Here is a 14,159-nt window from a genome sequence, read left to right on the forward strand (position 1 = left end):
GAACAGCCATGAATTTTGATTATAATCAACCGATTGGTCATCAAGAAAATATTCCATCAAACTTTCCACCTCAGCACCAATTACAACAACCAGGAATTGAATCCCTTATGGTACCGAAACCTATCGTTGAAGATAAAGAATATAAAGGTGCTAATAAATTAAAAAATAAAGTAGCGATTATTACAGGAGGAGATAGCGGTATAGGTGCTGCTACTGCAATTGCTTTTGCCAAGGAAGGTGCAGATATTGTTATTCCTTATTATTATGAGTATGAAAACGAGGATGCTTTTCGTACAAAACATCGAATTGAAGAGGTAGGTCGTAGGTGTTACCTATTAGTTGGTGATTTAAAAAACGAGGATAATTGTAAACAAGTTATTAAACAAACCATCCAATACTTTGGAAAACTTGATATTTTAGTGAATAATCATGCCGTTCAATTTCCTCAAGATAATTTAATAGATATAACGAGTGAACAATTTGATGTTACCTTTAAAACAAATATTTATTCCTACTTCTATTTATGTAAAGCAGCTATGCCATACTTGGATAAAGGAAGTTCCATCATAAATACTGCATCAATTGTCGCTTATGAGGGGAATAAAAAGTTATTGGATTACTCTGCAACAAAAGGAGCAATAGTTGGGTTTACAAGGGCTTTATCTCAGAACCTAGCAGAAAAGAGTATTCGTGTAAATGCCGTTGCACCAGGGCCAATTTGGACACCACTTATACCAGCTAGCTTTTCGGCAAATTACATTGCTGAAAATTTCGGGACAGATGTACCCTTTAAGCGAGCAGGCCAACCTTATGAATTAGCACCTGCATATGTATATCTAGCATCAAAAGACTCTTCTTATGTTACAGGTCAAGTTATTCACGTCAATGGCGGGACTATGGTTAGTTCCTAAGTATTGTATAGGCTACACTAGGTGTAGCCTTATTTTTTGCTATTTTCTAATAAATTGTTATTTACGACAGATGATATATAAAGTATGCACTAACTGCTATGTTGATTTCCTGTATAGTTCGTTAGATTAGTGTTTCATCCATCACCCTTCGGAAATACACTACGCTTTCCGTGGGCTCGCGCTGAGCCTCCTCGATAGCAAATCTTTTAGGGTGGGGCGAGTAATCGTAGTCCCACGAGCTGAAGATCCACTCAGAAGCGTTTTTCTTCTGAGTTAGCTGAAGCCATGCCCGTGAAAAGCGGAGTATTACAGTCAATCAATATTGCTACAGATTAGAATTGCATAAAAATTAAACATTCATAGTGCAAACTTTACATCGAGTTCGACGGCTTTAAAGCAACAATATTTACGAAAGAGACTATTTTTTTATAATTTTTTTTATTATTTGATGCGTTATAATTTTACTTTTCATCAAAAATCTACTTTAATGAATAGTGGGTAGTCGGACAAACTATCCATATAAATTCCTGCCGAGGTGATGAAACTTGCAAAACTTTACATATTTTAACCCTACAAAATTGATTTTCGGAAAAGGCCAGTTAGAACAATTAAAAGAAGAGGTACCAAAATACGGAAAAAAGGTATTGTTAGTCTATGGTGGAGGAAGCATTAAACGTAATGGGCTTTATGAAGATGTTAAAGCGAATTTGTCTGAAATAGGTGCAACTGTATTTGAACTTGGAGGCGTTGAACCAAATCCGAGAGTAACAACAGCTAGAAAAGGTATCAAGTTATGCAAAGAAGAAGGTATTGAATTTATCCTTGCTGTAGGTGGGGGAAGTACGATTGATTGTACAAAAGCAATTGCTGCGGGCGCAAAATCAGAACATGATATTTGGGACATCGTTACAAAAAAAGCAGCAGTTGAAGATGCATTACCATTTGGGACAGTATTAACTCTTGCTGCCACAGGTTCTGAAATGAACGCCGGATCTGTTATTACAAATTGGGAAACAAACGAAAAGCATGGATGGGGTAGCCCTTACACATATCCAAGATTTTCAATTCTCGATCCAGTAAATACATTTTCCGTTCCAAGAGACCAAACTATTTATGGAATAGTTGATATGATGTCACATGCGTTAGAGCATTATTTCCATCATGAAACAAACACGTTACTTCAAGATCGTATGGTAGAAGCGATTTTGAGAACTGTAATTGAAACTGCTCCAAAATTACTAGAGAACTTAGAAAGTTATGAGCATCGCTCAACTATTTTATATAATGGGACAATGGCGCTTAACGGCATGGTAAATATGGGTTATCACGGCGACTGGGCGACACATAACCTCGAACATGCAGTATCAGCAGTACACGACATCCCACACGGAGGCGGATTAGCAATATTGTTCCCGAATTGGATGGAGCATACAATTGACGCAAATGTATCTCGTTTTAAAAAGTTGGCAATGCGCGTATTTGATGTGAATCCTGATGGTAAATCAGATCGTGAAATTGGACTTGAAGGCATTAACAAACTCCGTTCTTTTTGGAGTAGTATTGATGCCCCTTCACGTTTAGCTGACTACGATATTACGGAGGATAGCATTGAGGTAATGGCAGAAAAAACAGTTAGTGCCTCACCTGAATTTGGTAACTTTAAAAAACTAACAAAAGAAGACTCCATTTCTATATATAAAGCTAGTCTATAATTTTAAAAACCTGAACCTTTACGAGGTTCAGGTTTTTACTTTACTAGTTATTTCTTTTCTTCATCGTTTGTTTCCTGATTCTCTTTATTGTTTTTTGATGGTAATGGGTCAACCGTATGTTGGTAGGCGTAGCCTTTATTTATCGTAATCAAAGAAAGAACTAGAACAAACATGGTTACTAGAACACACACCACAATAACTGCTATCATAAAAAAACCCCTTACTTTCTATTCTAATCCATCTATCATCCCTTACCCCAAGTACTTAGCTCACCCTAGGGCACTTAAGGCTATTCTCAGAGTAGCGTTTTCTCCCATATAGCGGACTATTGATTTAAGGACTCAGGCGGGCTATTCGGCTCTAGTCGAACCTGACATATGCTAATAGTTAGTTATACACTTTTCTTTTTTGTTATTAAAACGATGCATAATACCTTTTCAATCATCTCATAATAAAAAGATTATTTAAGCCTTAAACATATTTTCGAGGAGTGAACTAAATGGTACAAACAGCTAACAAAAAAGAAATTGAAGAAATACTGAACGATCACCAACTAGGTACTCTTGCAACAGTAAAAGATAATAAACCCTTTTCACGCTACATGACGTTCTTCAATGATAATTTCACCTTATATACAGCTACAGATAGAGAGACACATAAAGTGGATGATATTAATAAGAATCCTAATGTACACATATTGCTCGGTTATACTTATGATGGAATTAACGATAAATATATAGAAATCGAAGGGCAAGCAGAGATCCATGATAATCAAAATATAAAAGAAAAGTTATGGAATGATAAGCTAAAGCCATGGTTTAACGGACCTGAAGACCCAAGCTACACCGTTTTGAAAATTGTTCCAACAAAAATAAGGTTGATGAACACAACTAATTCAGAGCCACAAATACTAGAATTATAATAATCAGTTCCAATTACCTATTTTAATCAGAAGGCTGCTACAGTAGGGGTCTTCTGAATTTCAATTTCGCTGTTGCATTGTTTAACAGAGAGTATAGATATGTAAAATAGCCCTATTAGATAACCTCTATCTTATCTTCTACTCTTCCTATACAAACTTGATTACCACCATTTGCTTTTGCTTTATAAAGTGCCTTATCTGCTAATTCTAATAGTGAGTCAGATGCTTCCTCATCTTTCGGAATATACCCCGCTACACCTGCACTAATGGTCACACAGTCACTGGTCGATGATCCTTGATGCGGGAATGCAAATTCTTCTATATTCATTCTCAAGCGATTGGCAATCATTACGGCATCAGTTCGTTTTATTCCTGGTAAAATGACTACAAATTCCTCTCCGCCATAACGTGCACTTAGTCCACCTTCTACAGTTATAGTATCGTGCAAAATCTTAGCAATGGTCTTTAAACACGTATCACCTTTGAGATGACCATATAAATCATTATACTTTTTGAAATGATCAATATCGATTAATATGACAGATAAAGGATGTTCTTTCATGATTGCCTGTTCCCACTCTTCGTCTAAAGTTTGATCAAAAGATCGTCGATTAGCTATACCCGTTAATCCATCTTGGTTTGCTAACGTTTTCAAATCCTCTTGCAATTTCTTTCGGTCACTTATGTCATGGAACATTCCTATAATACTAACCACTTTATTGTTCACCTTTACAGGAACTGCCATTAGCTCAACATCAAATATTCGTCCATCCGGATGAACTACAGAAGTTTCGCAGCGTTTTGTTTCACCCGCCAAACAAGAGGAAAAGGATGCTTCATTTCTTTTATAATCATTTTCCACAAAAAAAATACTTACATTTTTCCCAATTAAATACTCACGTTTAACTCCAAAATAAACTTCGATTTTTTTGTTAACATCTTGAATAATCCCGTTTTTATCAATGGAAAAGGAAAACAGCAACTCATTGTGAAACAATGAGGAAAAGCTTTTTAAACCAATTTCCTTTTTTACATTATTTGTATAAAAAAAATAAAAAAACAAACACAACATAAAAAAACCTGCCAACACCTTTAGTAAAACAGAATTAATATCAGTTGCTTCAACATATATAAAATTTAAAATCATAAATATCGGAAAAAGAATACAAACTACTTTTAGTGTTTTAAAAAAAGCGTATATTCTTATATCTTTTGTAACAATACCTTTTTGGCTAAATTTAAACACGGATATTGCCCCCATTCCGTGACGGATACGTATATTATACATGACAATAAGTATTTATTAACCATTATTATCCACAAAATTTAATTAATTTTATTATTATTCAGAATTATTGGAGGCAATACGCTTTAATTAACTTATTTAGTTATAATTTCTATTATAATTACTAATTTAGCATAATTCGTATAACGTCAATTAATAATCCTTCGGCATACATCGATTAAGCTAAGAAACAATTTCTTGTATTCGAACTAGTGTCTTTTCAATGTCTTCTTTTGTTACATCATAATTAGTAACAAAGCGAATCGAATTAGTACCATAAGCACCTGCTAGTATACCTCGTGACTTTAATTCTTCTAGGAATTGATTCACTGAATAACCAGTATTTTTCACATTAACCAATATGATGTTTGTCTCTACTTTATTTTCCACTTGTAATTTATCTATATTTGCTAGGCCATTGGCTAACTTTTTGGCAAAATCATGATCTTCCACAAGACGCTCTACATTTTCCGTTAGCGCTACTAAACCTGGTCCCGCAATGATTCCCGCTTGTCTTAAACCACCACCAAGTCGTTTTCTCCATTTTTTTGCTTTTGCGATAAACTGCCTATCACCGGCAATTATCGAACCAACGGGAGCACCTAGTCCTTTAGATAAACAAAATTGAACCGTATCCGTGTACTTAGCATAGGTTCTAACTGAAATCCCTGACGCTACGGACGCATTAAATAGTCGAGCCCCATCCAAGTGAACAGGAATATTATTTCTATTTGCTATAGAGTAAATTTCTCGCATGTTTTCTAATGGTACTATAGCTCCACCAGCCTTGTTGTGTGTGTTTTCTAAACAGATTAGCGTAGTATCAGGAAAATGAATATCGTCCTTGCGAATCGTTGTTTCAACATCTTTTGGATTCATTGCACCTCGTGTCCCTTGTATAGGATTTGATTGAACACCAGCTAGGGCAGAAAACGCAGCAGCTTCATATAAAAATATATGTGCATTTGCTTCTAAGATAACTTCATCACCCGGTTTACAATGGGTCAATGCTGCAATTTGATTGCCTTGTGTACCACTCGTTACAAATAATGCTGATTCTTTGCCTAATATTTCTGCCGCAGTCTCCTCCAACTTGTTTACAGTGGCATCCTCTCCATAAACATCATCACCTACTTCCGCTTCATAAGCAGCCTTTCTCATTGCCTTTGATGGTTTCGTGACAGTATCACTTCGCAAGTCAATCATCGCGTTACCTCCTCTTAAATATCTTTTATATATGATACTACACAAGAAGCTATCATTGGTAAATTCCGCTCAACCTCTATTTTGTGAATAGTTTCACAAACTTGTCACAATTACCACATTTTGTAAACGCTATCACCTGTTATTATAAATTTATAAAGAGCGAAGGGGTGAAAAAATATGATCTTATACGATTGGAAAAACTTTGGTACAGACACCGATATCTATACACTTGAAACGTTTGAAGAAGAAATTGGTGACGAATTCGAAGCGATGTTGTTTGATGAAAAAAAGGAAATGCCTACCTACATTTGGACAAAGAAATTTGTAGTTAACATCAAAACCAATGCCAGAATGTATAAAGATGTTTCTTTTTTAAAGATCCCCCGGAACCCATCGGTAATAAGCGAAGATTAGTTTTTTTGGGTTTACATGCTCAATACTTCACAAAAATGAAAATGGAGGGTTTAACATGGCTACTAAAGTAAACAAAAAAACGGAGCAAGAAAATACGGTAGTACAAAGCATTGACACTTTGGTTGATAACGGAAAAAAAGCACTGAAAGAGATGAAAAACCTGAATCAAGAACAGGTAGATCGTATTGTTAAAGAAATGGCTTTAGCAGGACTCGATCAGCATATGCAACTAGCAAAACTAGCCGTTGAAGAGACTGGTCGTGGTGTTTATGAAGATAAGATAATTAAAAACATTTTTGCTACAGAATATATATACCATAATGTGAAATACGATAAAACAATTGGTGTTATCAATGAAAATCCACATGATGGTATTGTAGAAATTGCTGAGCCTATCGGGGTTATAGCTGGGGTTACACCAGTAACAAATCCAACATCAACAACGATGTTCAAATCAATTATTTCAATAAAAACTGGAAACCCTATTATCTTTGCATTCCATCCATCAGCACAGAAAAGCAGCTCTACTGCTGCACGTGTTCTTTATGAAGCAGCAGTGAAGGCTGGAGCACCAGAACACTGCATTCAATGGATTGAAACACCTTCACTAGAAGCAACACAAACGTTAATGAATCATGATAGAATTTCTTTAATTCTAGCTACTGGAGGAGCAGGCATGGTGAAAGCCGCTTATAGCTCTGGGAAGCCTGCATTAGGGGTTGGACCGGGTAACGTGCCATGTTACTTTGAAAAAACTACAAACATCAAACGTTCAGTGAATGATCTAATTTTATCAAAAACATTTGATAACGGAATGATCTGCGCTTCTGAACAAGCGGTTATTATTGATAAAGAAATCTATGAAGCTGTTAAACAAGAAATGAAAGACAATAATTGCTATTTCTTAAATGCAGAAGAAAAAGCAAAAGTTGAAAAACTAGTTATAAATGAAAATACGTGTGCGGTTAATCCTTCTATAGTGGGTATGAAACCTGTAAAAATTGCTGAAATGGCTGGAGTTACGATTCCTGAGGATACAAAAATTATTGTAGCCGAATTAACAGGCGTAGGACCTGATCATCCATTATCTCGAGAAAAGCTTAGCCCTGTACTCGCTTGTTTCAAAGCAACTAGCACCGAAGAGGGGTTAAAACGAGCGGAAGAAATGCTTGAATTTGGTGGCCTTGGACACTCAGCTGTCATTCACTCTGCAGACCAAGCAGTCATTGATCAATTCGGTAGAAGAATGAAAGCTGGTCGTTTAATAGTTAACGCACCATCTTCTCAGGGAGCAATCGGTGATATATATAATGCCTACATGCCTTCATTGACACTAGGCTGTGGATCTTATGGCGGAAACTCTGTATCTACGAATGTTGGAGCTGTACACTTAATAAACGTGAAAAAGATGGCGAAAAGGAATGTTAATATGCAATGGTTCAAGATTCCACCAAAAATTTACTTTGAGAAAAACTCTGTTCAATATCTAGCAAAAATGCCTAAAATTTCTAAAGCCTTTATTGTTACAGACCCAATGATGGTTAAGCTCGGTTATGTTGATAAAGTTTTATATAACTTACGTAAACGTCCTGATTATGTTCATTGTGAAATATTCTCTGATGTGGAACCTGATCCATCAAAAGAGACTGTTATGCGCGGTGCTGCAGCAATGGATGCGTTCCAACCCGATGTAATCATTGCACTTGGTGGTGGATCTGCAATGGATGCGGCAAAAGGAATGTGGTTATTCCACGAACATCCAGATACAGACTTTAATGGTTTAAAACAAAAATTCTTAGATATTCGAAAGCGAGTTTATAAGTATCCTGAATTAGGTGGACGCGCACAATTTGTAGCGATTCCGACTACATCAGGTACTGGATCTGAAGTTACATCATTCTCTGTTATTACCGATAAAGAAAATAATATTAAATATCCACTTGCAGACTATGAGTTAACACCAGATGTAGCAATCATTGATCCACAGTTCGTTATGACCGTTCCAGCAACAGTAACTGCTGATACAGGAATGGATGTATTGACACACGCAATCGAGGCTTATGTTTCTAATATGGCAAATGACTATACAGATGGACTGGCTATTAAAGCTATTCAGTTAGTATTTGAATATTTACCACTTGCATACAAAGATGGAGCAAATGAAAAAGCACGCGAAAAAATGCATAACGCATCTACAATTGCTGGTATGGCATTCGCCAATGCATTCTTAGGAATAAACCATAGCCTTGCTCACAAATTAGGTGCTGAGTTCCATATTGCTCACGGCCGTGCAAATGCAATATTAATGCCACATGTCATTCGTTACAATGCAAGAAAGCCTAAGAAATTTGCTGCATTCCCTAAATATGAGCACTTTATTGCAGACCAACGTTATGCTGAAATCGCTAAAATTCTTGGTTTACCGGCTAGAACAACCGAAGAAGGCGTTGAGAGCTTAGTGCAAGCAGTCATCAAACTCGCTAAAGAATTAAACATTCCAATGAGTATTGCAGAAAACGGCGTAAGCAAAAAAGACTTTGAAGAAAAAGTAGACTATTTAGCAGATCGTGCATTCGAAGATCAATGTACAACAGCAAATCCTAAACTTCCTTTAGTAACAGAACTTGCTGAAGTATATCGCAATACATTTAAAGGCGTTTAATACTAGTAATATTTCCTCTCCCAAATTATATAGATTTTCCTCCCTTAATTAGGGAGGATTTTTTTATTTGAAAAAGAATTTCATGTATAGAGGTGATAAATATGGGGTTGTTTACAAATGAGTCATTAAAAGGACACCATGCTTTAGTTACAGGAGCTACAGGTGGAATAGGATATGAAACAGCACTTCTTTTAACAAGTATGGGTGCTTCGATTACGATTACGGGACGACGCAAGGAAAGATTAAAACAGTTAGAGAAACAAATTCTAGAACAGAATCCAGAAGCAGTAGTGTTAAGTATTTCTGCAGACATAAGTATCGAAGAAGACCGAGATAGCCTTATATCTAAAGCGGAAAAAGAAATAGGTGATGTTGATTTATTAGTAAACTCTGCCGGTAGCCTAGGTGGAGATATAGTTGAGGAGTTACCACAAGCAGAATTAGAACAAATCATGCATATCAATTACACTGTGCCAATCCTTTTATCGCAACAAGTTTTCAAAAAAATGAAGCGAAATAAACGAGGCGCGATTGTTAACGTATCCTCCCTGTCAGGATTAAGAGGAACATTTGGCGGGACCGCGTACTGTGGTTCGAAATTTGCATTAATTGGCTTTACCCAAGCTTTTGCACTCGAAGCTATTGAACATGACGTTAGAGTAAATGCAGTATGTCCAGGTTATGTGGAAACAGATATGGGCCAAAACGCTATTAGAAGCAAAGCGAAGAGAGAAAATCGTAGTTTTGAAGAACAATACGAGCTTGCGAATAAAGGGCTCCCTTCTGGACGAATTACTAAACCTGAAGAAGTTGCTAATACGATTGCCTTCCTTCTTACAGATGCAGCTTCAAATATTGTTGGAGAATCCGTGAAAATTTCAGGAGGAGCCGTGATGCGTTAATTAATTTCAATCATTAATTGTAAGCTAGTAATAACAACTAAAAGACCAAGTATAGTCTAGTATAGTTCTATGGTGTCTTTCAGAATGTAAGTGATTTACCTAGAAAACCAGTTAGCAGGAATTAATAACTAGCTCTGGGAGTTAAAACCATGTTCTTAAAATGGTGAATTGGCAAAACTTCAGATAAATCTAGCTTTGCTCACCTAAGAAACAGCACCTTTTTTTAATTTGACGTTTCTTTGAATTTAGTTAGACTTACGAACAATCAAGTGCAAAGTTTAAATTCATAAACTTTGCGCTTTAAATTTCCCTTCTAGCACTATTCTTCTCCCAATTCATCAAGTTGCCTTCTTCTAAGGCGATAGACATATACACATGGTATAAATCCACACACAAGGACAATCCCTCCTAATAAAAGTCCACTAAGTACATTACTCCCTGGTGTAATAGCTACGAAATAGACAATTGCTATTACTATGGCAGATAATACAGCTATACTTATTAGAAAAGATTTTTTTGGATTTTTTTCACGTTTTCATGCGCGAGACTTACATTCATGGATAGATAAGCAGAGACAACAATTGAAACCATAAATACAATCCAAACTGGATTATTACGCATTCCATCCATTCCACCCTGGATTAATTCATATGCTAGGATAATTAGGATCCCCAACGTCTGTACTATATAGACAATTCGGATATTTTGTAAATTTCGTAATACTAGACGTTCATCCGTTATTTTCTTCATTTAAAATCCTCCTCGTTGATCCAAAAGATTTCATCGAGCTTTCTATTTACGGCATAACATAATTGTAAACATAACTTTAATGATGGATTATACTTTCCTTTTTCAATTAAGCTAACAGTTTGTCTTGTAATCCCGACTACCTCTGCCAACCTTTGTTGAGTTAAATCAGCTTTTATTCTAGCTATTTTTAAATTGTTTTTCATGTTTACCTCCACACTCAATGTAACATATAAGTTACAATTTGTAAATTATATGTTACATAGGGCATGTTTCATCCAATATACTTTGAAACATAAAAAAACCTCTACATGATTTGTGCCACATAAAGGTTTCTTTCTATAGTTCATTATTTTCTCCAATTAGTCAAACAAAAGATTAATAAAACATTTCATCATAAGTTGTTAACCATGTTTGAGCAAAATCTACCGCTTGTCTAAATGGTATTAAGGTAGAACTAGCAGAACCCACATTCCCTTCTTTCGAAAACTGTGTTTTCTCCTTAAAATCTTCACCTATTTTTTTAAAAAGCTCTTCTCTAAATTCAAGATCTTTGTATGTTTTCCATACTCGCTCTCCACCTTCGTAAACTGGAGCTCCTTTTTGAATAACATTTTTATAAGGGATTCGATATTCAGCTAAATGAAATCCAGTACAACTATCAAAACCTGTTCCGAGCATCAAAATATATGCATCTTCTTGGTCATATAATTGTGCCAAAGGTGAATTTTCACCTAAGCTATATGATAATGATTGGTTTTTAATTATCCTTTTACTGTCCTTCCCCCAACCTATAAAAGAATAAGCGGGATGGCTACTTCTAATTACACCAGGAAACATGCGAAAAACCTCTACAATTTTCCCCATACCTGTTGTTGGCGTTATACGAGCATCGTATGCAGGCATTGTGCACTTTATTTCCTCCCACCAATCTTGCGGAACAGGAGGATATTCCCATTCTTCTGGATCTGAAAGAACAACAGATTGCGATGGCATAACGATTGTTCCTTCTATTGTAATGACATCCTGCAATGCCTGTATGACTGCTACTTCTCCTCCATTCACCCAGCCCATAGAAGATAAGGAAGAATGCACAAGCACAGTCATTCCTTTTTCTAATCCCAACTCTACTAGTTGCTTTTTTATTGAATATCTCGTTCTGGGATAAGAAGTATTTTTTATTGCCTTTTCCATAACTATTCCTCCACACACAAAAGTTTTATAGCCTAAATTATATCACTAGAATTATTTAAACACGTTTACAGCACTAAAAAACTGCACAAGGTTGCGCAGTTTTTAAACATGCCTATTATTTTATTGCAGCCAAAACTTCCAACAACATTTTCTTATATGCATTTCGATTAATAGATTCACACACAAGAACATTTGGCTGTTTACCTAATCTGCCATTAATGTCTACTAAGCTATACCCTCTTGTGAATTCCCCTTTAGTTTCCACATCGACGAAGTATCTTCCTGACTTAATCATTATTGCCTCATTTGCTGCCACTGCCATGAGCAATGTATCTGGATGCGTTGTTCCATTAAGCTTGTGCACATTTTTATTGAACTCTTTGACCACTTTATTTACGGCATTAAAAAATTGGGAACCTTTCGTACCCAGAGCTATAATTTCTTGATGGTCATCATCACTCATAATGGAATACTGTGTACACATATCCCACCCTACCATTGTCATAGGAATCCCAGAATTCAACACAATTCTTGCAGCCTCAGGGTCAACATAAAAATTATACTCTGCAGCAGGGGTAATATTTCCCAGGTAATTATTTGTCCCACCCATAATAAATATATCCCTGATTTTCGGAATAATGGTTGGATCCTTTTTTATCGCAAGTGCAATATTAGTTAATGGTGCAATTGCAAGTACTGTAATTTCTCCAGGATTTTTATGAACAGAGTCAATAAAAAAGTCTACAGCATGCTCTTTTTCCGGTCGTTGTTTAGCAAGTGGAAAATTCGCACCACCCATTCCATCAGAACCATGCACATCTTCAACTGTTCTATGTGTTTTTTCAAATTGTAAAAGTGGGCCCTCTTGACCTTTATATACAGGTACTTGTCCCCCCTTACCAGCTACTTCTACAGTATATAAGGCATTCTCAACTTGTTGACTAAATTGCACATTTCCACCTGTAATCATTATTCCTTCTACATGAAAATGATGCAAAGCTGTTAAAATTGCAATAGTATCATCACCTGCGGTATCTGTATCAATGATTACTTTTCTCATGTCGACCACCACCTATTTAATTTGTTTAGATAAATCAGTTATATATGTGAAAAATTCTTCAGCCTTCACATCATATACAACATTTACTGGTCGTCCATTTTCTGCAACAACTGTTCTACCTTGACTTGGCACTTCTGTAATCACACTACTAACCACTTGCTTAGATGTAATTAGATCTGGTTTTCCAACTGCAGCAGTAGTTAAAACATCCCACAAATAATACGTAGAGTTTGTTTCTGCATGGACAAGTGGCGGAACAGCTGCATAACATTGTCCCAAGAAATCTACTCCTTGATACTTTCTATCAGATGCCCACTTATTTCTTACATCAAGTGTTAGTGGAACTTGTTGCGTGCTTTCCAATGCAACCATATCTATTTCTAATCCACTAGCCCACACGCGTTGAACTGCATGCGGATCCCAAAAAGCATTCCATTCTGCTGTACCATCATGCTCGGGTTCCTGAACATTCCCCGCATCTTGGAATGTTCCGCCCATCCATACCAACTTTTCAATCTTATCTTCAATTTCTGGTGCTTCATCTAAAGCACGGGCAAGATCTGTTAAAGGTCCTGTAAATAGTAGGGTTGTTTTACCTTTAGTATTGTTTAATGTTTGTATTAAATGTTTATGTGCAAATAAATCACTTAAAGGTGCTTCCATTTTGCCGCTTTCATTAAGTATTGGTAAAGCATCAACGGTAAAGGTATGCATTCTCCAATCGCTAGGAAAAGGATTTTCTCCCCGAGAATTAGACTTAGCCACTTCAATAGGATACGAGCTAAAACGATCAATAATTTTTCTGCTCGCATTTGTTCCAGGTTCTAAATAGCCATCAGCTGGTATAACTGACACCCCAGTGACTTCGACATCTTCCATCTGTGTTAATAAAAATAATGATACGAGATCATCTACTCCTGCATCATGGTTAAAATAAACTTTTTTGGTCATTATGTATTCTCCTTTTTCTAGGCAGTTAAAAAATTGTATATTACCACTATATTTATTTGATGCATCAGAAACAAGTTTTTCATGTTTTTTTTATTTCTGTTTTCTAAAAATTCGTTGTTTATGACAGATAGAATATAAAGTGTGAAGTAACTGCTATGTTGATTTCCGCTTCTGGCAGTCGCACGCCCTTAGG

General features: G+C 36.1%; 14 protein-coding genes. 6 read left to right on the forward strand and 8 right to left on the reverse strand.

Annotated elements, in window-relative coordinates; all coding sequences use genetic code 11:
- Positions 1-8: 8 nt before the first annotated feature.
- The gene (locus QQS35_RS11815; RefSeq protein ID WP_285932351.1) at positions 9-911 is read left to right on the forward strand and encodes an SDR family oxidoreductase; all 903 of its coding nucleotides are present in this window, start codon (positions 9-11) and stop codon (positions 909-911) included.
- A gap of 545 nt (positions 912-1,456) precedes the next feature.
- Positions 1,457-2,623 (forward strand): iron-containing alcohol dehydrogenase, encoded by a 1,167-nt coding sequence (locus QQS35_RS11820; RefSeq protein WP_285932352.1) that lies wholly within the window; start codon positions 1,457-1,459, stop codon positions 2,621-2,623.
- 47 nt (positions 2,624-2,670) lie between these two features.
- On the opposite strand, the gene ytzI is transcribed toward QQS35_RS11820, so the two are convergent.
- On the reverse strand, positions 2,671-2,832 hold the full coding sequence (gene ytzI / locus QQS35_RS11825) for a YtzI protein (RefSeq protein WP_285932353.1): 162 nt from the start codon (positions 2,830-2,832) through the stop codon (positions 2,671-2,673).
- Positions 2,833-3,122: 290 nt separating this feature from the next.
- On the opposite strand from ytzI, the gene QQS35_RS11830 reads away from it, so the two are divergent.
- Complete coding sequence (locus QQS35_RS11830) at positions 3,123-3,545, forward strand: pyridoxamine 5'-phosphate oxidase family protein (protein ID WP_285932354.1); 423 nt, start codon at positions 3,123-3,125, stop codon at positions 3,543-3,545.
- 115 nt (positions 3,546-3,660) lie between these two features.
- On the opposite strand, the gene QQS35_RS11835 is transcribed toward QQS35_RS11830, so the two are convergent.
- Both QQS35_RS11835 and ltaE read right to left on the reverse strand, forming a co-directional pair.
- Positions 3,661-4,791 (reverse strand): sensor domain-containing diguanylate cyclase, encoded by a 1,131-nt coding sequence (locus tag QQS35_RS11835; RefSeq protein WP_285932355.1) that lies wholly within the window; start codon positions 4,789-4,791, stop codon positions 3,661-3,663.
- Between the two features lie 222 nt (positions 4,792-5,013).
- On the reverse strand, positions 5,014-6,036 hold the full coding sequence (gene ltaE / locus QQS35_RS11840; protein WP_285932356.1) for a low-specificity L-threonine aldolase: 1,023 nt from the start codon (positions 6,034-6,036) through the stop codon (positions 5,014-5,016).
- 177 nt (positions 6,037-6,213) lie between these two features.
- Between ltaE and QQS35_RS11845 the strand changes: the two genes are divergently transcribed.
- The 3 genes from QQS35_RS11845 (at position 6,214) to QQS35_RS11855 (ending at position 10,014) form a co-directional block, all read left to right on the forward strand.
- Positions 6,214-6,450, forward strand: coding sequence for a hypothetical protein (locus QQS35_RS11845; protein WP_285932357.1), 237 nt, complete (start codon positions 6,214-6,216; stop codon positions 6,448-6,450).
- Positions 6,451-6,505: 55 nt separating this feature from the next.
- Positions 6,506-9,112, forward strand: a complete 2,607-nt coding sequence (adhE, locus tag QQS35_RS11850; protein ID WP_285932358.1) for a bifunctional acetaldehyde-CoA/alcohol dehydrogenase — start codon at positions 6,506-6,508, stop codon at positions 9,110-9,112.
- 101 nt (positions 9,113-9,213) lie between these two features.
- Positions 9,214-10,014 (forward strand): SDR family NAD(P)-dependent oxidoreductase, encoded by an 801-nt coding sequence (locus QQS35_RS11855; RefSeq protein ID WP_285932360.1) that lies wholly within the window; start codon positions 9,214-9,216, stop codon positions 10,012-10,014.
- A gap of 501 nt (positions 10,015-10,515) precedes the next feature.
- On the opposite strand, the gene QQS35_RS22815 is transcribed toward QQS35_RS11855, so the two are convergent.
- The 5 genes from QQS35_RS22815 to QQS35_RS11880 all read right to left on the reverse strand — a co-directional run bounded on the left by QQS35_RS22815 (position 10,516) and on the right by QQS35_RS11880 (position 13,966).
- Positions 10,516-10,764 carry a hypothetical protein gene (locus tag QQS35_RS22815; RefSeq protein ID WP_331490738.1) on the reverse strand — a complete coding sequence of 83 codons (249 nt, stop codon included), beginning with the start codon at positions 10,762-10,764 and terminating at the stop codon, positions 10,516-10,518.
- Positions 10,761-10,967 (reverse strand): helix-turn-helix transcriptional regulator, encoded by a 207-nt coding sequence (locus tag QQS35_RS11865; protein WP_285932361.1) that lies wholly within the window; start codon positions 10,965-10,967, stop codon positions 10,761-10,763. The genes QQS35_RS22815 and QQS35_RS11865 overlap by 4 nt, the downstream gene beginning before the upstream one ends.
- A 172-nt stretch (positions 10,968-11,139) precedes the next feature.
- On the reverse strand, positions 11,140-11,955 hold the full coding sequence (locus tag QQS35_RS11870; RefSeq protein ID WP_285932362.1) for an aminoglycoside N(3)-acetyltransferase: 816 nt from the start codon (positions 11,953-11,955) through the stop codon (positions 11,140-11,142).
- A 115-nt stretch (positions 11,956-12,070) separates the two neighbouring features.
- A complete protein-coding gene (locus tag QQS35_RS11875; protein ID WP_407933963.1) occupies positions 12,071-13,015 on the reverse strand; it encodes a nucleoside hydrolase in 945 nt (314 codons plus the stop codon).
- A gap of 12 nt (positions 13,016-13,027) precedes the next feature.
- On the reverse strand, positions 13,028-13,966 hold the full coding sequence (locus QQS35_RS11880) for a nucleoside hydrolase (protein WP_285932364.1): 939 nt from the start codon (positions 13,964-13,966) through the stop codon (positions 13,028-13,030).
- Positions 13,967-14,159 lie beyond the last annotated feature (193 nt).

The sequence above is a fragment of the Aquibacillus rhizosphaerae genome, from assembly GCF_030282825.1.
Taxonomy (GTDB): domain Bacteria; phylum Bacillota; class Bacilli; order Bacillales; family Amphibacillaceae; genus Aquibacillus_C; species Aquibacillus_C rhizosphaerae.